General features: G+C 61.0%; 13 protein-coding genes and 2 pseudogenes. 11 read left to right on the forward strand and 4 right to left on the reverse strand.

All coding sequences use genetic code 11. The annotated features are described in order from the left end of the window. Positions 1-112: 112 nt before the first annotated feature. The 4 genes and pseudogenes from GIW79_RS29840 to GIW79_RS17780 form a co-directional block, all read left to right on the forward strand. A pseudogene (locus tag GIW79_RS29840) lies at positions 113-1,192 on the forward strand (HAMP domain-containing protein); the annotation flags it as partial. 327 nt (positions 1,193-1,519) lie between these two features. Further along, a pseudogene (locus tag GIW79_RS29845) lies at positions 1,520-2,056 on the forward strand (methyl-accepting chemotaxis protein); the annotation flags it as partial. Positions 2,057-2,346: 290 nt separating this feature from the next. Further along, positions 2,347-4,755, forward strand: coding sequence for a glucose/quinate/shikimate family membrane-bound PQQ-dependent dehydrogenase (locus GIW79_RS17775; protein WP_236455217.1), 2,409 nt, complete (start codon positions 2,347-2,349; stop codon positions 4,753-4,755). Positions 4,756-4,812: 57 nt separating this feature from the next. Further along, positions 4,813-6,075 (forward strand): carbohydrate porin, encoded by a 1,263-nt coding sequence (locus GIW79_RS17780; RefSeq protein ID WP_060772970.1) that lies wholly within the window; start codon positions 4,813-4,815, stop codon positions 6,073-6,075. Here GIW79_RS17780 and GIW79_RS17785 read toward each other — a convergent pair. The 3 genes from GIW79_RS17785 to GIW79_RS17795 all read right to left on the reverse strand — a co-directional run bounded on the left by GIW79_RS17785 (position 6,072) and on the right by GIW79_RS17795 (position 9,176). Beyond that, positions 6,072-7,247: a XylR family transcriptional regulator gene (locus GIW79_RS17785; protein WP_057978031.1), complete on the reverse strand. Its 1,176-nt coding sequence runs from the start codon at positions 7,245-7,247 to the stop codon at positions 6,072-6,074. The two genes, GIW79_RS17780 and GIW79_RS17785, sit on opposite strands and share 4 nt — an antisense overlap. 127 nt (positions 7,248-7,374) lie before the next feature. Then, positions 7,375-7,764 (reverse strand): hypothetical protein, encoded by a 390-nt coding sequence (locus GIW79_RS17790; RefSeq protein ID WP_054895673.1) that lies wholly within the window; start codon positions 7,762-7,764, stop codon positions 7,375-7,377. Further along, the gene (locus GIW79_RS17795; RefSeq protein WP_057978033.1) at positions 7,761-9,176 is read right to left on the reverse strand and encodes a PAAR domain-containing protein; all 1,416 of its coding nucleotides are present in this window, start codon (positions 9,174-9,176) and stop codon (positions 7,761-7,763) included. Before GIW79_RS17795 ends, GIW79_RS17790 begins: the two co-directional genes overlap by 4 nt. A 280-nt stretch (positions 9,177-9,456) precedes the next feature. Between GIW79_RS17795 and xylA the strand changes: the two genes are divergently transcribed. The 7 genes from xylA to GIW79_RS17830 all read left to right on the forward strand — a co-directional run bounded on the left by xylA (position 9,457) and on the right by GIW79_RS17830 (position 17,737). Next, positions 9,457-10,773, forward strand: a complete 1,317-nt coding sequence (gene xylA / locus GIW79_RS17800) for a xylose isomerase (protein WP_089042655.1) — start codon at positions 9,457-9,459, stop codon at positions 10,771-10,773. Between the two features lie 144 nt (positions 10,774-10,917). Next, the gene (xylF, locus tag GIW79_RS17805; RefSeq protein WP_236455868.1) at positions 10,918-11,916 is read left to right on the forward strand and encodes a D-xylose ABC transporter substrate-binding protein; all 999 of its coding nucleotides are present in this window, start codon (positions 10,918-10,920) and stop codon (positions 11,914-11,916) included. A gap of 97 nt (positions 11,917-12,013) precedes the next feature. After that, a complete protein-coding gene (gene xylG / locus GIW79_RS17810; RefSeq protein ID WP_236455870.1) occupies positions 12,014-13,558 on the forward strand; it encodes a D-xylose ABC transporter ATP-binding protein in 1,545 nt (514 codons plus the stop codon). Beyond that, the gene (locus GIW79_RS17815) at positions 13,559-14,695 is read left to right on the forward strand and encodes a sugar ABC transporter permease (protein WP_106118377.1); all 1,137 of its coding nucleotides are present in this window, start codon (positions 13,559-13,561) and stop codon (positions 14,693-14,695) included. 223 nt (positions 14,696-14,918) lie between these two features. Beyond that, complete coding sequence (locus tag GIW79_RS17820) at positions 14,919-15,860, forward strand: ornithine cyclodeaminase family protein (RefSeq protein WP_236455873.1); 942 nt, start codon at positions 14,919-14,921, stop codon at positions 15,858-15,860. A 117-nt stretch (positions 15,861-15,977) separates the two neighbouring features. Beyond that, positions 15,978-17,111, forward strand: a complete 1,134-nt coding sequence (locus GIW79_RS17825; protein WP_072448524.1) for an NAD(P)/FAD-dependent oxidoreductase — start codon at positions 15,978-15,980, stop codon at positions 17,109-17,111. Next, the gene (locus GIW79_RS17830; protein ID WP_054895681.1) at positions 17,111-17,737 is read left to right on the forward strand and encodes a helix-turn-helix transcriptional regulator; all 627 of its coding nucleotides are present in this window, start codon (positions 17,111-17,113) and stop codon (positions 17,735-17,737) included. Before GIW79_RS17825 ends, GIW79_RS17830 begins: the two co-directional genes overlap by 1 nt. Before the next feature lie 155 nt (positions 17,738-17,892). On the opposite strand, the gene GIW79_RS17835 is transcribed toward GIW79_RS17830, so the two are convergent. Further along, positions 17,893-18,669, reverse strand: coding sequence for an ABC transporter substrate-binding protein (locus GIW79_RS17835; RefSeq protein WP_236455875.1), 777 nt, complete (start codon positions 18,667-18,669; stop codon positions 17,893-17,895). Between the last annotated feature and the right edge of the window lie 96 nt (positions 18,670-18,765).

The raw sequence follows: 18,765 nt of genomic DNA on the forward strand, positions 1-18,765 counted from the left end.
TCGGCCGATATACCGAGGGTACGCATGGCCTCGCCTCTCATAAAAACGCCTGCGACACGCAGTACCCATTTTTCTCCCCTTGCCAAAACTATAAATACCCGCGGGTGAAGTCATGAATATCAAGCAGAAGCTGACATGGGCGTTTGCGGCCATCGCGTGCGTGCCGGTCATCCTGGTCGCCATTATCGTGGTGCTGAACCTGCGCGAGGGTGCGCTGGCCAACTTCCTCGACAGCAGCGGCCGCGAGATCCGCCAGATCGACAATGGCATGCAGCAGTTTTTCGACGGCATCAGCCAGAATGTCGACTTCGTCGCCAAAGACCCGCGTGTGATCGCGGCCAAGAACCTGAAGAACTACGCCGGCGCCGATGCAGCGCAAATTCCGCTGACGCCGACCAACACCGAACTGCTGGCGATTTTTGATCAGTTCGCCAAAAGCCACCCCAGTACCGCCTACCTGTCCCTGGGACTGAGCGATGGCGGCTACGCCAGTTGGCCGGACGACGCCAAGCTGACGCAATACGACCCGCGCACCCGCCCCTGGTACCAGGCCGCCATTGCAGCGCCAGGCAAGACCGTGCGCACAGGCGCCTACTACTGGGCCCCGGACGATGTGGTGCTGATCGGCACCGTGCGCACCGTCGCGGATGCCACGGGTAACGTCCTTGGGGTGGTTGGCCTTGACGTGTCGCTCAAGCAACTCACTGAGCTGGTGCGCACCATCAAGCTGGGCGACAGCGGCTACCTGATGCTGGTGGAAGCCGACGGCAACGTGCTGGTGGACCCCAGCGATGCCACGCATAACTTCAAGCCCCTGGCGGGCCTGGGCGCGAACTACGCCGAACTGGCCAAGCACGGCGATGGCGTGACCGAGGTGAGCATCGATGGCGTGGCCTACATGGCTAACGTGGTCAGTTCCAAAGACTTGGGCTGGCGCTTTATCGGCCTGATCAAGCGTGACGAAGTGATGGCCGGCGCCACCCGCCTGACATGGTTGATCGCTGCGATCGCCGCCGTACTGGCCGTGGTGTTCGCAATCGTCGGTGCCAGTTTCGCCCGTGTGATCGTACGTCCGATTCGCGGTGTGGCCGACGGCCTGCAGGAAATCGCCGAAGGTGAAGGCGACCTCACGCGCCAGCTCAAAGTGCAAGGCAAGGACGAAACCGCCAGCCTGGCCGGCTGGTTCAACCAGTTCCTGAGCATGATCGCGCAACTGGTGCAGCGCATCGGCAACGCCTCCTCAGACCTGCAAACCGCCGCCGCCGACACCAGCGCCGTGGCCAACAATATGAACCAGGCCGCCGGCCGCCAGCGCGAAGCCGTGGAACTGGTGAGCACCGCGTTCAACGAGATGGTCGCCACCGCCAACGAAGTCGCGCGTTCATGCAGCGCCGCCGCCACGAGTGCCGATGAGGGCTATCGCGACGTGCACACCGGCCAGCAGCACATCGGCGAAGCCACCGGCAGCGTGCTCAAGCTCAGCGAAGACCTGCAAAAATCCACACAGACCATGCAGTTGCTCGAGCAAGACAGCCAGAACATCAACACCATCCTCGACACCATCCGCTCGATTGCCGAACAGACCAACCTGCTGGCGCTCAACGCCGCGATCGAAGCCGCCCGCGCTGGCGACCAGGGCCGCGGCTTTGCGGTGGTCGCCGATGAAGTGCGTGCACTGGCGCGTCGCACCGCCGACTCCACCGGCGAAATCGACAGCCTGCTGGGCAACCTTGCCCGCCGCACCCAGGAAGTCACCCAGCAGATGCAAGGCAGCTTGCTGGTGTCCAACACCAGCGTGGAGCGCATCCAGCAGGCCCGTGACAGCTTTGACAAGATCCGCGGCTCGGTGGACTCGATTCGCGACCAGAACACTCAGATCGCCACCGCCGCCGAAGAGCAGCACCAGGTGGCCGAAGAGATCAACCGGCATATCGCGCAGATCCACGCCGACGCGCAGTTGGTGGAAGGCTTTGCGCATTCGGCGCAGACCGGTTCAGGGCGGCTGACTGATATTTCCGGCCAGCTCAATGGGCTGGTGGGGCGCTTCAAGTTCTGATGCCCGCCCAATAAAGGCAGCGCTGTACCGTGGCGAGGGAGCTTGCTCCCGCTGGACTGCGTAGCAGTCCCAGTCTTTTAAATTAAGAGAGGGGCCGCTTCGCGCCCCAGCGGGAGCAAGCTCCCTCGCCACAGGGTACGCGTCGCCGGGTCCATCTATGCCGCCTCAGAGGCGGCCCTGCCCATCATCGCAGTACCTGCAACAGTCTATTGCAGTACTCAAATGTACTAACTGGTTACTTATCTTGCTAAAATCGCGTCTTTGCCCTCTCTCACTCGAGTCCATTCGACATGAAACGAGCATCGCGCGCCGCTGGCGTCTCTAGATTCTTACTCCTGGGCCTGGGCGTCGTCATCGCCCTGCTCGGCCTTGCGCTTGCCGTCGGCGGCGCCAAACTGGTCAGCCTGGGAGGCTCCTGGTACTTCCTGCTCGGCGGCGTGGCCATGGCCATCTCCGGGCTGTTGATTGCCCGCTGCAAGCCTGCCGGCGCCTGGTTGTTCGCCGCGTTTCTAGTGGCTACTGCCGTGTGGGCGGTGGCCGACGTGGGCCTGGAATACTGGCCGCTGTTCTCGCGACTGTTAATGTTTGCGGTGATTGGCGTGGTGGTCGCGCTGGTGTATCCGTTGCTGGCCGGCAAATCGGCGCGGGGTGCCTATGGCGTCGCCGCCGTATTGGCGCTGGGCGTGGCGGTGGCGGCGGGCAATATGTTTGTCGCGCACCCAAGCGTGAAGCCCACCGGTGCAGGCCCGGGCGTCACCCCGGTGGCTGCGGCCGATGCGCAGAAAGATTGGGCCCACTACGGTAATACCGAAGGTGGCAGCCGTTTCGCCGCGCTGGACCAGATCAACCGCGACAACATCGACAAGCTCAAGGTCGCCTGGACCTACCACACCGGCGACGTGGCCATCAGCGACGGTAACGGTGCCGAGGACCAACTGACCCCCCTGCAGATCGGCAACAAAGTGTTTATCTGCACCCCGCACAACAACCTGATCGCGCTGGATGCCGACACCGGCAAAGAACTGTGGAAAAACGAAGTCAACGCCAAATCGGCAGTGTGGCAGCGTTGCCGGGGCATGGCGTATTTCGACGCCAGCGCGCCGATTGCCCAGCCGACCCAGCCCGACAGCTCGCCGGTCCTGGCCGCCAGCGTGCCCGCCGGTGCGCAGTGCCAGCGTCGCCTGCTGACCAACACCATTGATGCACGCCTGATCGCCGTAGACGCCGACACCGGCAAGTTCTGCGAAGACTTCGGCACCCACGGTCAGGTGGACCTCAAGGCCGGCCTCGGCAATGTGCCGGACAGCTACTACCAACTGTCCTCGGCGCCGCTGATGGCCGGTACCACCGTCGTAGTCGGCGGTCGCGTGGCAGACAACGTGCAGACCGATATGCCCGGTGGCGTGATCCGTGGCTTTGACGTGATCACTGGCCAGATGCGCTGGGCGTTCGACCCAGGCAACCCTGAAGACAAGCAGGCCCCGACGGGCGACGCCACCTACGTGCGCAGCACCCCGAACAGCTGGGCGCCGATGTCTTACGACCCACTGATGAATACGGTCTTCCTGCCTATGGGCAGCTCCTCCACCGATATCTACGGCGTGGAGCGCACCCAGCTCAACCACAAATACGGCGCTTCGGTGCTGGCACTCGACGCCTCCACCGGCGCCGAGAAGTGGGTCTACCAGACAGTCCACAACGACCTCTGGGACTTCGACCTGCCAATGCAGCCCAGCCTGATCGACTTCACCCCGCCCGGCAGCGACAAGGCTGTACCGGCCGTGGTCATCGGCACCAAGGCCGGGCAGATTTACGTGCTCGACCGCGCCACCGGCAAGCCGCTGACAGACGTGCAGGAAGTGCCGGTCAAAGCCGCGAACATTCCCAACGAGCCGTATTCCCTGACCCAGCCGAAATCCGTGGGCATGCCGCAGATCGGCGCGCAAACCCTCACCGAGTCGGACATGTGGGGCGCGACGCCGTATGACCAGTTGTTGTGCCGCATCGACTTCAAGGGCATGCGCTACGACGGCCTGTACACCGCGCCGGGCACCGATAAATCCCTGAGCTTCCCCGGTTCCCTGGGCGGCATGAACTGGGGCAGCATCTCCACCGACCCGGTGCACGGTTTTATCTTCGTCAACGACATGCGCCTGGGCCTGTGGATCCAGATGGTACCGTCGCAGAACAAGGCCCAGACCTCTTCCGGTGGGGAAGCGCTGAACACCGGCATGGGCGCCGTGCCGCTCAAGGGCACGCCGTACGCGGTGAACAAAAACCGCTTCCTGTCGGTGGCCGGCATTCCGTGCCAGGCACCGCCATTCGGCACCTTGACCGCCATCGACATGAAGACGCAAAAGGTCGCCTGGCAAGTACCGGTGGGCACCGTTGAAGACACCGGCCCCCTGGGTATCCGCATGCACCTGCCAATCAAGGTAGGCCTGCCGACCCTGGGCGGTACGCTGTCCACCCAAGGCGGCCTGATCTTTATTGCCGGCACCCAGGACTTCTACCTGCGCGCCTTCAACAGCGGCAATGGCGATGAAATCTGGAAAGCCCGCCTGCCCGTCGGCAGCCAGGGTGGGCCGATGACCTACGTGTCGCCGAAAACCGGCAAGCAATACATCGTCGTCACCGCCGGCGGCGCACGCCAGTCCACCGACCGTGGCGACTACGTGATCGCCTACGCCCTGCCGTAACCGCCCTCTGTTCGCGCGGTGCCCAGGCGCCGCGCTTTGTGTTTGGAAAGATCCCCCATGACCCCTACTCCTCATACCGCCTGGCGCCTGGCGCTGGGCCTGGCCTTTGCGGCCGCCCTGCCCGTTCAAGCCGACGACACCACCCTGACCGGCGACTGGGGCGGCCTGCGCCGCGAACTCGACGCGCAAGGTGTGCGCTTTACCGGTGACTACAGCGGCGAGACCGCCTACAACGCCCACGGCGGCCAGCATCGTTCGGCGCGCTACTCGCAAAACATCAAACTCGGCGTGCAATTCGACCTGGGCAAGCTCTACGGTTTCACCAACGGCGACCGCATCCAGCTGACCATCAACGACCGACGCGGCAACAGCGCCTCCGAGGACTTGGTGGGCAACCGCCTGCCGATCCAGGAAAACTACGGCGGCCTCTACACGCGCCTCACCGAGCTGAGCTACGAGCGCACGCTGTTCACCCCGGCGCTGAACCTCAAGCTGGGCTATATGGCCATGGGCAATGATCTCGGCGGCCTGGACAGCGGCATCCTGTGCAACTTCATGAACGCCGGCTTCTGCGGGCATCCGCTGAATATGTCCGGCGGCAGTGGCTGGGCCAACTACCCGAATGCGCACCTCGGTGCCCGGGTGAAATACGACTTTTCGCCCAACTGGCAACTGCGCGTGGCGGCGTTCAATGTCGACCCGTCCAGCAATGGCAACTCAAGCCGTGCCTGGCACCTGGGGCCCAAGCACACCACCGGCACCGTGGTGCCCATCGAGCTTATCTACAAGCATGCGGGCGCACTGCCCGGTGAATACAAGCTCGGTTATTACTACGACAGTTCCGATGTAAAACGCATTGGCAGCAACAAGGACGTCAGCGGGCGTGGCGGTCACTACCTCTTGATCGACCAGGCTGTGTGGGCCTCACAATCATCCCAAGGCCGTAGCCTGCACGCCTTCGGCCAGTACTCTGCCGCCAGCCAAGCGGCCTCGCCGTTCACCAAGTGGTATGGCGCAGGCGTGGTGCTGTACAAGCCGTTCGAAGGTCGCCCGCGCGATACCGTCGCCCTGGGCTATGGCCGCGCGGTGCCGAACCCGCGCAGCCGTGATGTGCAAGAGTTGGCTGCGTTCAATGCCGGGGCGTCCTACCCCTCAATCGACAGCGCCGAACAATTGATCGAACTCAGTTATGGCTACCAGGCCACGCCTTGGCTGACCTTGCGCCCGGATGTGCAATACATCATCGAGCCGGGGGCGTTTTCCGGTGAGAGCATCGACAATGCGCTGGTGCTGGGCTTGCAGGTCAAAGCGGTGTTCTAGTTTGTGCCCTGTTGATACTGACGCGGCGTACAGCCAAATTCGCGGCGAAACACCGTATGCAGGTACTGCGCAGAGGTGAAGCCGCAGCGTGCGGCAATGTCGGCGATAGCAAGGCTGTGGTTTTCCAAACCTTTGGCGGCAGCGGCGAGTTTGAAGCGCAAAATCTCATCATGCACGCTGCAGCCACGCGCCTTGCGAAAATGCGCTTCCAGGGACGAGCGGGAAACACCGACATAAGCCGCGACCTGATCGGTCTTGATACCCTGGCAGGCGTACTGGCGGATAAACAACAAGGCCTGCATCACGTAAGGGTTGCCCAGGGGTTGATGCAGGCTGGAGGCCTGCACGTTGATGGCGTCCGGCGGCACCAGCACCTGCGTGCCCGTGCAGGGTTTGCCGTGCAGCATCTGATGCAACAATGCCGCAGCGGTACGGCCCATGGTCTCCGTGCCCTGGATCACCGAACTGAGCGGCACCCGCGTGAGGGTGCGGGTCAGCGGGTCGTTGTCGATGCCGATCAACGCCACCTCCTCCGGCACCGCAATACCCGCCGTCAGGCAGGCTTGCAGCAATTGCCGGGCGCGGGCATCGGTCACCGCGATGATGCCGATAGGCTTGGGCAAGCTGTGCAGCCAGGCAATCTGCTGCTCCACCGCGCTGTCCCACAACGGCGCACTGGTGCCCAGGCCGCGATACACCTCTACCTGCAAGCCATCACGCTGCATCAAGCGGCGAAAAGCTTTCTCACGCTCCTGGGCCCACCGATTGGCCTGGGCTTCGGGCAGGCTGAAACAGGCAAACCGCGTCAAACCCGCCTCCACCAGATGCTCGTAGGCCAGCTTCATCAGGGCATGGTTATCGGTGGCCACATAGGGAATGCCCTTCGGGTACTTGCCCACATCCTCATAAGACCCACCCACCGCCACCACTGGAACCCGACTGCCGGCCAACGCCTCGCCAATCAGCGGGTCATCGAAGTCAGCAATGATCCCATCGCCCTGCCAACGCTCGATACCGCGCAGGCGGCAGAGGAAGTCTTCTTCCAGGAACAGGTCCCAGGATGCGCGGGTGCTGCTCAGGTAGTTGCCGATACCGGCGATGATGCCGCGGTCGTAGATTTTGCTGCCGTTGAAGAGCAAGGCGATACGGTGAACGGGCGGTAGGGTTTTCATTGTTTTTGTCCTGGGGCCGGTCGGTGCAGATTAGGCCTGTGTACTACGCACGCCTAGCTACATTCAAATCGATGTCACGTCCTGGAAGCAGTCTGAGCATATCGGGCCTCAGGGAGGCCCGTTCTATCTACCTAAATTTTAAAACTATGAATACAGTTCCTAGCCAAACGCCAGTGCCAACTACCATTGCTAAATGTAGGTTCAGCAGGCGTTTTAGGTACGGAGGAAAGTTTTCATAATCGATAGGGCTCAAGTCACCAATGCGGATATATGTCCTTGGCATCGCTATCATCCCGGTGATTTTCGCCATCTCCAACAACGACCAAATATAGCCGCGCCTCCCCAGGCTCGGCCCCCAAAGATAAATATAGCGACTGTTTTTCAATGCCTCTTTTATCGCATCCAAATGTCGATGACTCAGGAACAAGCTGTACGCAATACTCACGAGTTCGAGCAGAAAAGGCCCGCCGGTAAAAATGATCGCAGCCCAGGGTGACCAAGAGTCAATACGGGTCATGGTTGAAAAGCCTCGTAAATTTTTTCCCCAATATAATCGCCACCCATCTCACCGAAAGTCGTACCTGCCCAGGCGCCGGCCCCGACTAAGGCCGCGACACAGACGACCCCTCCAAGACCGCCGGTTGCCACTCCAATCCCCAAACAGATTGAACCACCCGCAATTTGACCCGTCACTCCACCCCAAATACCCCCCAATGTGGCTCCAGCGAATTTCCCCCCTTCAGTGAACTTAACCCTCTCACATGCAGCTCCAGAATCCCCGTTACATACCTGCTCAATAGCCAGCAACGAAGACACTCCCCCAAGTCCAATACCGATATAACCCCCTGCCTTCATGTACTTCGTGGCACGGCTGACCGCTTCCACATGAGCGGCATACCCCGGAATCTGCCCCGGCCCACCCGCCTTGTCCCAGTGATGCACCAAGCTGCGACTGGATATACCCAGGGCCGTTTTCAACTTGGGGTGATCGCCCAAGGTGGTCTGCCCGCGCAGGCGGGTGGAGTTGAGCAGATGAGCATCCAACTGATTCATAAGTCGCTGACGATCAGCAAAGAACTGCGGTGACCTAAGGTGTCCGTGCTGCCGATAGCTGTCCTGATGCAGGCGCTCCATGGCCTGCAGCGTTTCGCGCAGATTGCTCAGGTGTTTTTCCATCACCACTGCGCTGACGCCGAGCCAGGTTGAGGTTTGGCCGATGAAACCGGCGATCTCTGCACCGTGGCGATGCAGAAAGTCAGCCTCGTCCGGCGTCAGCTCATCCAGTGATGCGCTGACGTGTTGTGCAGCCTGCATCAGTTGAGCTTCTTCATACGAGCAGGAGGTGTTTTTCGGATCGCTGAGCACGATCATCGAACCAGCTTTGACGTAGCCTGTGTTGGGATTCAGCGATTGAAACTTGCGCATTACAGCCGGGTCGAGCGTCGGAAAAAGTGTGGCTTCCAGCGCCTCGCGGGTCATGCTTTTGGGCACGATATAAAAACCTGGCTCCTGACCTTGCACACCATTGGATGCCATTGATCCAACATGACCGGACGGCACGAAACCAGAATGACGTGGCGCTACAGTGTTTCGATTTACAGATGATGCGTTTGGTTGAGCTACTCGCAGGTTAATGGGCGGTTCTGCATGTTGGTTTTCATAGGTGGCCGAGTACACCGAAGGAATCAGCTCGGCTTTACAGGGACAGTCGCTGTAACTATCCAAAGTGCCGGCCATAAGCCGACCATGGCTGTTTATGTGGGAAACGCCACCGACGATCTTATAAGTTTGCCCATCCTTGCCGCAGATGACTCGGTCACCTTCGCACGCATGAAAAAGGCCATGTATGTTGACTCTCTTATCACCGTCCAGCACTTCCCCGCCGCAGGTGGTCTTGTCACCCAGTCCAATGAAATAACCTACGCTCATTTTTTTGCCTCTTATCCATGTTTTTTGGCCGTACTTCCCTGCTCGTCCCGATAAGAAAACTGACGCGTAACGCCTTCCGAGGTAACGAGCAAGTGGCACACCAAACCTGGAAGAGGCATATCCCCACCGTAAAGTCAGACGTTTCTCTAAATCCTGTACTCCCTCAGCCGTTCTCAGCCCCTCACTCAAAATCGCACTCCCCTTTGGTGATTTTCATAATCAGCCGCCCAAGTGCCATTGCTAGTATCCAGACACCGCTCAGAACAATAAGGAAAACCCCATGCCGTACTTCCCCGGTGTCGAAAAGGTGCGCTTCGAAGGCCCTGCCAGCACCTCTGCCCTCGCGTTTCGTCACTACGACGCCAACAAGCTGATCCTCGGCAAGCCCATGCGGGAGCACCTGCGCATGGCCGCCTGTTACTGGCATACCTTTGTGTGGCCGGGGGCGGATATGTTTGGGATGGGGACGTTCAAACGTCCGTGGCAGCGCAGTGGCGATCCGATGGAGGTGGCCATCGGCAAGGCCGAGGCGGCGTTTGAGTTTTTTTCCAAGCTGGGCATCGACTACTACAGCTTTCATGACACCGATGTGGCGCCCGAAGGCAGCACGCTCAAGGAGTACCGCAATCACTTTGCGCAGATGGTCGACCACCTGGAGCGCCATCAGGAACAGACCGGCATCAAGCTGCTGTGGGGCACCGCCAATTGCTTCAGCAACCCGCGTTTTGCCGCCGGGGCGGCGAGCAACCCAGATCCAGAGGTGTTCGCCTTCGCCGCCGCCCAGGTGTTCAGCGCGATGAATGCCACGCTGCGCCTCAAGGGCGCCAACTATGTGCTGTGGGGTGGCCGTGAAGGATATGAAACTTTGCTCAACACCGACCTAAAGCGCGAGCGCGAACAGCTCGGGCGTTTTATGCGCATGGTGGTTGAACACAAGCACAAGATCGGCTTCAAGGGTGACCTGTTGATCGAGCCCAAGCCCCAAGAGCCGACCAAACACCAATACGATTACGACAGCGCCACCGTGTTCGGCTTCCTGCATGAGTACGGCCTGGAACACGAGATCAAAGTTAACATCGAGGCCAATCACGCGACGCTGGCCGGGCACAGCTTTCATCATGAGATCGCCACCGCCGTGTCGTTGGGGATCTTCGGCAGTATCGACGCCAACCGCGGCGACCCGCAGAACGGTTGGGACACCGACCAGTTCCCCAATAGCGTCGAGGAGATGACCCTGGCCACCTACGAAATCCTCAAGGCTGGCGGGTTCAAGAACGGCGGCTATAACTTCGATTCCAAGGTGCGCCGCCAGAGCCTGGACGAGGTGGACCTGTTCCACGGGCATGTCGCCGCCATGGATGTGCTGGCTCTGGCCCTGGAGCGTGCGGCGGCGATGGTGCAGGACGACCGCTTGCAGCAATTCAAGGACCAACGCTATGCCGGCTGGCAGCAGCCATTGGGCCAGGCGGTGTTGGCCGGTGAGTTCAGCCTGGAATCATTGGCTGAACATGCCTTTGCCAACGAGCTGAACCCGCAGGCGGTGAGTGGGCGCCAGGAGATGCTTGAAGGCGTTGTGAATCGGTTTATCTACACCTGACTGTGGCCAGAGATTGCTCCCGCTGGGGCGCGAAGCGGCCCCAAAAAATGGGAGTGCTGCGCACTCCAGCGGGAGCAAGCTCCCTCGCCACAAAGAGGATCTTCACCTAGTGTCTTTCCAACAACAATAAAAGGACGCACCACCATGAAGTCATTCAAACCTGCCCTGCTCGCCGCAGCCCTGGCACTGCTCGCCCTGCCGGTGATGGCGGATCCTGCGCACCCCAAAATCGGTTTTTCCATCGACGACCTGCGCCTGGAGCGCTGGTCCCGCGACCGTGATTACTTTGTCGCCGCTGCGGAAAAGCTCGACGCCAAGGTCTTCGTGCAGTCTGCCGATGCCAACGAACAGAAGCAGATTGCCCAGATCGAAAACCTCATCTCCCGGGGCGTCGATGTGATCGTGATTGTGCCGTTCAACGCCACGGTGCTGACCAACGCGGTGGCCGAAGCCAAGAAGGCCGGGATCAAGGTGGTGTCCTATGATCGCCTGATCCTCAACGCCGACATCGACGCCTATATTTCCTTCGATAACGAAAAAGTCGGCGAGATGCAGGCCAGCGGCGTGTTGCAAGCGGCGCCCAAGGGCAATTACTTCCTGCTCGGCGGCGCGCCGACGGACAACAACGCCAAGGTGCTGCGCGAAGGTCAGATGAAGGTACTGGAACCGGCCATCGACAAAGGCGATATCAAGATCGTCGGCCAGCAATGGGTCAAGGAATGGAACCCCACCGAAGCCTTGAGCATTGTCGAAAACGCCCTGACCCGTAACGACAACAAGATCGACGCCATCGTCGCCTCCAACGACGCCACCGCCGGCGGTGCGATCCAGGCCCTGGCTGCGCAGAAGCTCGCGGGCAAGGTACCCATCTCCGGCCAGGACGCTGACCTCGCAGCGATCAAGCGCGTGATCAACGGCACCCAGACCATGACCGTGTACAAACCGCTCAAGCTGATCGCCACCGAAGCGGCCAAGCTTTCGGTGCAACTGGCACGCAGCGAACAGCCTACCTATAGCTCGCAATATGACAATGGCAGCAAAAAGGTCGACACCATCTTGCTCACGCCGACGCCGTTGACCAAGGCCAACATCGATGTGTTGGAGAAAGACGGCTTCTATACCAAAGAGCAGATCGGCCTGTAGGTCCTGGCAGGCAGCCCGTGTCGCCTGGGGGTTTTTCGCGAGCAAGCTCGCTCCTACAGTGACGGTGTTTCGTCGGCCTTTTGTGTGAGCCATTGCCATGTCGCATTACCTGCTGCAAATGAACGGCATCGTCAAAAGCTTTGGCGGTGTCAACGCTCTCAACGGCATAGACATCAAGGTCAAGCCTGGGGAATGCGTGGGCCTGTGCGGTGAAAACGGTGCGGGTAAATCCACCTTGATGAAGGTGCTGTCGGCGGTGTACCCGCACGGCACCTGGGAGGGGGAAATCGTCTGGGATGGGCAGCCGCTCAAGGCCCAGTCCATCCGCGAAACCGAGGCCGCCGGGATTGTCATCATTCATCAGGAACTGACCCTGGTGCCCGACCTGTCGGTGGCCGAGAACATTTTCATGGGCCACGAACTGACCCTGCCCGGTGGGCGCATGAACTACCCGGCGATGTTGCACCGCGCCGAGGCGTTGATGCGTGAACTCAAGGTGCCGGACATGAATGTGGCGCTGCCGGTGTCGCAGTACGGCGGCGGCTACCAGCAACTGGTGGAGATCGCCAAGGCCTTGAACAAACAGGCGCGCCTGTTGATTCTTGACGAGCCCTCCTCGGCCTTGACCCGTGGCGAAATCGAGGTGTTGCTGGACATTATCAAGGGCCTGAAGGCCAAGGGCGTGGCCTGCGTGTACATCTCCCACAAGCTCGATGAAGTGGCGGCGGTGTGCGACACCATTGCGGTGATTCGCGACGGCAAGCATATCGCAACCACCGCCATGGCAGACATGGACATCCCCCGGATCATCACGCAGATGGTCGGCCGCGAAATGAGCAACCTCTTCCCCATCGAGCACCATGAAGTGGGCGAGGTGATCTTCGAAGCGCGTAACGTCACCTGCTACGACGTCGATAACCCCAAGCGCAAGCGCGTCGACGACATCTCCTTCGTGCTCAGGCGCGGTGAAATCCTTGGCATCGCCGGCTTGGTGGGCGCCGGGCGCACGGAGTTGGTGTCGGCGCTGTTCGGCGCTTACCCCGGCCGCTACAGCGCCGAAGTATGGCTGGACGGCCAGGTGATCGATACGCGCACGCCGCTCAAGTCGATCCGCGCCGGGCTGTGCATGGTGCCCGAAGACCGCAAGCGCCAAGGCATCATTCCCGACCTGGGGGTAGGCCAGAACATTACCCTGGCGGTGCTCGACACCTACGCGCACATGACCCGCATCGACGCTGAGGCCGAACTGGGCAGCATCGACCAGCAGATCAGCCGCATGCACCTCAAGACCGCCAGCCCGTCGCTGCCGATCACCAGCCTCTCAGGCGGCAACCAGCAAAAGGCCGTGCTGGCGAAAATGCTGATGACCCAGCCCAAGGTGCTGATCCTCGACGAACCCACACGCGGGGTGGACGTGGGCGCCAAGTACGAGATCTACAAACTGATGGGTGCGCTGGCCGCCGAAGGCGTGTCGATCATCATGGTCTCCTCGGAATTGGCCGAAGTGCTCGGCGTGTCCAACCGCGTGCTGGTGATTGGCGACGGCCAGTTGCGGGGGGATTTCATCAATGAAGGGCTCACCCAGGAACAGGTGCTCGCCGCCGCGCTCAGCCATAACCCTAATGATCGGAAGACCGCGTAGATGAATCAGGTCAAACACCTTTTTACCCGCTACAAGATGCTCGCGCTGGTGATCGCCGTGGCGTTCATCTGGTTGTTTTTCAGTTGGCAGACCGAGGGCGGTTTTCTCACCCCGCGCAACCTCTCCAACCTGCTGCGGCAGATGTCGATCACCGGGATATTGGCCTGCGGCATGGTGCTGGTGATTATCAGCGGCGAGATCGACTTGTCGGTGGGCTCGTTGCTCGGACTGTTGGGCGGGCTGGCGGCGATTCTGGATGTGGTCTATCACGTGCCGCTATTGGCCAACCTGAGCCTGGTGGCGCTGTGCGGCTTGATGATCGGCCTGGCCAACGGCTACATGACCGCTTACCTGCGCATCCCCTCGTTCATCGTCGGCCTGGGCGGAATGTTGGCGTTTCGCGGGATTCTGCTGGGGATTACCGGCGGCACCACCATTGCGCCGGTGTCGCCGTCGCTGGTGTATGTGGGCCAGGGGTATTTGCCCCACAGTGTGGGCGCTGGGCTTGGCGTACTGCTGTTCGCACTGACGCTGTTCCTGACCTGGAAGCAGCGGCGCAACCGCGCACTGCATGGCTTGGCCGCGCACGCTTTGGTGCGCGACGTGTTACGTGTGGTATTGATCGGCGCGGTGCTCGCCGGGTTCGTCACCACCCTCAACAGCTACGACGGTATCCCCGTGCCGGTTCTGCTGTTGCTGGTGCTGCTCGGCGTATTCAGCTACGTCACCAGCCAGACCGTATTCGGCCGCCGCGTGTATGCGGTAGGCAGCAATATGGAAGCCACACGGCTATCCGGCATCAACGTGCAAGCAGTGAAACTGTGGATCTTCGGCATCATGGGGGTGATGTGCGCGCTGGCCGGCCTGGTCAACACCGCGCGCCTTGCTGCGGGTTCACCCTCGGCGGGCAACATGGGCGAACTCGATGCCATCGCGGCCTGTTTTATCGGCGGCACATCGATGCGCGGCGGCTCGGGCACCGTCTATGGCGCGCTGCTTGGCGCGTTGGTGATTACAAGTTTGGACAACGGCATGTCGATGCTGGATGTGGACAGCTACTGGCAGATGATTGTGAAGGGCAGCATTCTGGTGCTGGCGGTGTGGGTGGATGTGAGTACCCGCTCGGGCAGGCGATAACTCGTCCGCCAGAACACCACCGATCACCTGTGGGAGCTGGCTTGCCTGCGATGGCGGCGGGTCAGCCACCTGATGGACCGACTGACACACCGCCATCGCAGGCAAGCCAGCTCCCACATTTGATCTTCATGGCTCCCCCACATTGATCTCATTTTTCCCTCAGGTTATTGCGGATAAAAACTAAAAGTCCATAATGGACAAATTAGTTTATCCGGAGAACCCCATGTCCACGACGCCCCTCGTCATCGACCAGGCCCAGGCCCGTACTTTATTGGCTCAAGTCGATGTACCCGCGATCCTGCGCAAACTGTTCCGCGACCTCGCCGCCGGGCAAGCGGTACAGCCGGCGCAACAGCTGGTGGAATTTCCTCAAGGCGCCGGGGATTTCATCAACTACCTGGGCGTACTGGTCGGAGACGGCGTGTACGGGGTCAAGACCTCCCCCTATATCGTGCGTGATCAGGGCCCTTTGGTGACGGCCTGGACCTTATTGATGTCGATGCACAGCGGCCAGCCATTGCTGTTGTGCGATGCCGCTGAGTTGACCACTGCACGCACCGCCGCCGCCACGGCTTTGGCAGTGGATGCGCTGGCGCCCGCGGCGGCGCAACGCCTGGCGATCATCGGCAGCGGCAAGGTCGCCCAGGCGCACCTGCGTTATGTGCAGAACCTGCGCGACTGGCAGCAGATCCGCCTGTACTCGCCAAGCCTGGGCAGCGCCAGCGCCGAGACGCGTGCGCAGTTGACCAGCCTGGACCCGCGCCTGAGCCTCGTCTCAAGTTGTGAGGCCGCCCTGGAAGACGCGGATGTGATCCTGCTGTGCACCTCGTCCGCCGGGCCGGTCATCGACCCCTCGCGCCTGAGCAAACCCGCGCTGATTACCTCCATCAGCACCAATGCGCCACGTGCCCATGAAGTACCGCCACATTGCCTCAACCAGATGCACGTGTTCTGCGACTACCGCCAGACCACTCCGGATTCGGCCGGTGAGATGCTGATCGCCAGCGAACAGCACGGCTGGGACAAACGCACGATTGTCGGCGACCTGCCCGAGTTGTTCAGCGACATGGCCCAACGCCCCGACTACGATCGTCACGTCTTTTTCCGCTCCATCGGCCTGGGCCTGGAAGACATCGCCCTGGCCAATGCCCTGTATCGACTGTAGGAGCGAGCTTGCTCGCCAAGACCTCACAGGCACTGCGGTCACACAGAATCGGCGCGTTATCGTCAACGTTTTTCGCGAGCACGCACGCGCCTACAATGCTTATTTCAGGAGATCTCCATGAGCCAGGCAGACTTCATCATTATCGGCGGCGGCATTGCCGGCGCGTCCACCGGGTTCTGGTTGTCGCAGCACGGCAAGGTCCTGGTGCTGGAGCGTGAAAACCACCCGGCCTATCACTCCACCGGGCGTTCGGCAGCGCTCTACACCGCCGCGTACGGCACCCCGCAAGTACGCGCGCTGACCTTGGCCAGCCGGGCCTTCTTCGACCAGCCACCCGCAGGCTTCTGCGAACATCCCCTGCTGACGCCCCGGGGCGAAATGACCGTTGATTTCAACGGTGACCCGGCCGAACTAGACAGCCAGTACCTGAGCGCCAAGGCGACCGTAGAGCAGGTGCAGCGCCTGACGGTCGATGAAGCCTGTGCACGCTTGCCGATCCTGCGCCGTGAAAAAGTCCACGGGGCAATCTACGACCCTACCGCCTGTGACATCGACACCGACGCCCTGCATCAAGGCTACCTGCGCGGTATCCGCCGCAACCAGGGCGAAGTGCGCACCGACAGCCATGTGCTGGGCTTGAGCCGCGACGCCGACGGCCTGTGGCAGGTGCGCACCCAGGATGCGACCTTCACCGCGCCGGTCATCATCAACGCCGCCGGTGCCTGGGCCGACCATATCGGCGGGCTGGCGGGCGCAGCGTCCATCGGCTTGCAGCCCAAGCGCCGCTCGGCCTTTGTCTTTGCCGGCCCCGAGGGCATGGACAGCCACGACTGGCCGATGCTGGTAGCCCTCGACGAAGCGTTCTACATGAAACCGGATGCCGGCATGTTCCTCGGCTCACCGGCCAACGCCGACCCGGTAGAACCCCAGGATGTGCAACCCGAAGAGCTGGATATTGCCATGGGCATTTACCAGATCGAGGAAGCCACCACCCTGACCATCCGCCGCCCCACGCGCACCTGGGCCGGGCTGCGCAGTTTTGTGCAGGACGGTGATTTGCTGTCGGGCTTTGACCCGCAAGTACCGGGGCTGTTCTGGGTGGCAGCGCAAGGCGGCTATGGTATCCAGACCTCACCCGCCATGGGCCAGGCAAGCGCCGCTCTGGTGCGCGGCGAACCGCTGCCGGAGGCACTGACCCGGTTCGGCCTGGACGCTGGTATGCTCTCCCCGGTCCGCCTGGAGCCCCATTGATGAACACCGCTGAACAAGACAAGGTCATGCAGAACTTTCGCGCGATCGCCGATGCAATCGCCACGTTGTTCTTTCCCCATGCAGAAGTGGTGCTGCATGACCTGCGCACGCAAACCGTGGATTACATCGCCAATAACCTGTCCAAACGCAGCCTGGGTGACGACTCGTCCCTGGAGGACATGCTCGACGGTGACGTCAGGGAGGTGAATATCGGCCCTTACGAAAAGCTCAACTGGGATGGCCAGAAAATCCGCAGCCTGAGCACCGTGCTGCACGACCACAAAGGGCGCAGGCTGGCTGTGTTGTGCATCAACCTGAATATTTCAATGTTCGAAACAGCCAAGGCGGCGCTGGATTTATTCCTGTCGCCAAGCAAGCTGATCGCACAGCCGGACGCGCTGTTCCGTGATGACTGGCAGGAGCGTATCAACACCTTCCTGCATGCCTGGCTGCGCGAGCGTCAGTTGAGCCTGAACCTGTTGACCCGCGACCACAAACGCGAACTGGTGCTGGCGCTGCATGCCGAAGGCGCATTCAAGGGCAAGAGCGCCTCCAACTATGTGGCCAATGTGCTGGGCATGGGGCGAGCGACGGTCTACAAGCACTTGAAGGAACTCAAGGGTTGAGCCCTTTCTGACCACGGCGCCGATTCCCTGTGGGAGCTGTCGAGCCCCGGCGAGGCTGCGAAGGGGCCGGCAAGGTCAACATTTGCATCACCTGACCCATCGCTTTCGCAGCCTCGCTAAAGCTCGACAGCTCCCACATTGACCGCGTCTTTGCATCAGTCGCCGTAGATATCGGCCTTGAAGTACTGCTGTGAAATCTTCTGGTATTCGCCGCTGGCACGAATGCCGTCGATGGCCGCATTCAATTCGCTGACCAACTCGCCGTTGCCCTTGCGTACTGCGATGCCGGCCCCCTCACCCACGTATTTCGGGTCTTTGAGCTCCGGGCCGACAAAGGCATAACCCTGCCCGCGCGGCATCGACAGGAAGTCGCTCAGGGGGATGGTATCGGCAAAGATCGCATCCAGGCGCCCCGCTGCCAGGTCCATGTAGATTTCTTCGTTATTGCTGTAGCGCTTGACGTTGATGCCCTTGGGCTCGAACACCTCGGTGGCATACCGGTCGGTAGTCGTGGCGCGCTGTACACCGACGTTCTTGCCCTTGAGGCTGGCGTACTGGTCATCCACCACGGCGCCGTCCTTCATCACCAGACACGACGAGGTGAAGTAGTACTTGTGGGTGAAATCCACCGACTTCTTGCGGTCTTCGTTGATGGTCATGGACGACAACGCCATGTCGATCTTCTTGACCTTGAGGGACGGAATCAGCCCGTCGAACTCCCCTTCGATCCACACGCACTTGACCTTCATTTGCGCACACAGGGCGTTGCCAATGTCGTAGTCGAACCCCACGATCTTGCCGTCACCGGTTTTGGAGGCGAACGGTGGGTAAGCGGCCTCAATGCCAATACGCAGGGTTTTCTCGGCGGCCAGCAGGTGGCTGGCGGCAAACAGGCTCAGGGCCAGGGCGGGAAGGAGATGGCGTTTCTTCATGGAGGGGTTCTCGCAAGTTGTTGTTGGTTTGGCAAGAGTGAAGAAAAACGTGCAGCGGCTATTTTGTACTTATAATTCCATACTGGACTTTTATGT

This window comes from Pseudomonas sp. PA-7-1E (genome assembly GCF_021605325.1).
GTDB lineage: Bacteria > Pseudomonadota > Gammaproteobacteria > Pseudomonadales > Pseudomonadaceae > Aquipseudomonas > Aquipseudomonas fluorescens_BV.

What these genes read in the sequence shown, in the direction of transcription:
- GIW79_RS17775 (WP_236455217.1), top strand. Translation starts at nt 2,347, where the DNA reads ATGAAACGAGCATCGCGCGCCGCTGGCGTCTCTAGATTCTTACTCCTG.
- GIW79_RS17780 (WP_060772970.1), top strand. Translation starts at nt 4,813, where the DNA reads ATGACCCCTACTCCTCATACCGCCTGGCGCCTGGCGCTGGGCCTGGCC.
- GIW79_RS17785 (WP_057978031.1), bottom strand. Translation starts at nt 7,247, where the DNA reads ATGAAAACCCTACCGCCCGTTCACCGTATCGCCTTGCTCTTCAACGGC.
- GIW79_RS17790 (WP_054895673.1), bottom strand. Translation starts at nt 7,764, where the DNA reads ATGACCCGTATTGACTCTTGGTCACCCTGGGCTGCGATCATTTTTACC.
- GIW79_RS17795 (WP_057978033.1), bottom strand. Translation starts at nt 9,176, where the DNA reads ATGAGCGTAGGTTATTTCATTGGACTGGGTGACAAGACCACCTGCGGC.
- xylA (WP_089042655.1), top strand. Translation starts at nt 9,457, where the DNA reads ATGCCGTACTTCCCCGGTGTCGAAAAGGTGCGCTTCGAAGGCCCTGCC.
- xylF (WP_236455868.1), top strand. Translation starts at nt 10,918, where the DNA reads ATGAAGTCATTCAAACCTGCCCTGCTCGCCGCAGCCCTGGCACTGCTC.
- xylG (WP_236455870.1), top strand. Translation starts at nt 12,014, where the DNA reads ATGTCGCATTACCTGCTGCAAATGAACGGCATCGTCAAAAGCTTTGGC.
- GIW79_RS17815 (WP_106118377.1), top strand. Translation starts at nt 13,559, where the DNA reads ATGAATCAGGTCAAACACCTTTTTACCCGCTACAAGATGCTCGCGCTG.
- GIW79_RS17820 (WP_236455873.1), top strand. Translation starts at nt 14,919, where the DNA reads ATGTCCACGACGCCCCTCGTCATCGACCAGGCCCAGGCCCGTACTTTA.
- GIW79_RS17825 (WP_072448524.1), top strand. Translation starts at nt 15,978, where the DNA reads ATGAGCCAGGCAGACTTCATCATTATCGGCGGCGGCATTGCCGGCGCG.
- GIW79_RS17830 (WP_054895681.1), top strand. Translation starts at nt 17,111, where the DNA reads ATGAACACCGCTGAACAAGACAAGGTCATGCAGAACTTTCGCGCGATC.
- GIW79_RS17835 (WP_236455875.1), bottom strand. Translation starts at nt 18,669, where the DNA reads ATGAAGAAACGCCATCTCCTTCCCGCCCTGGCCCTGAGCCTGTTTGCC.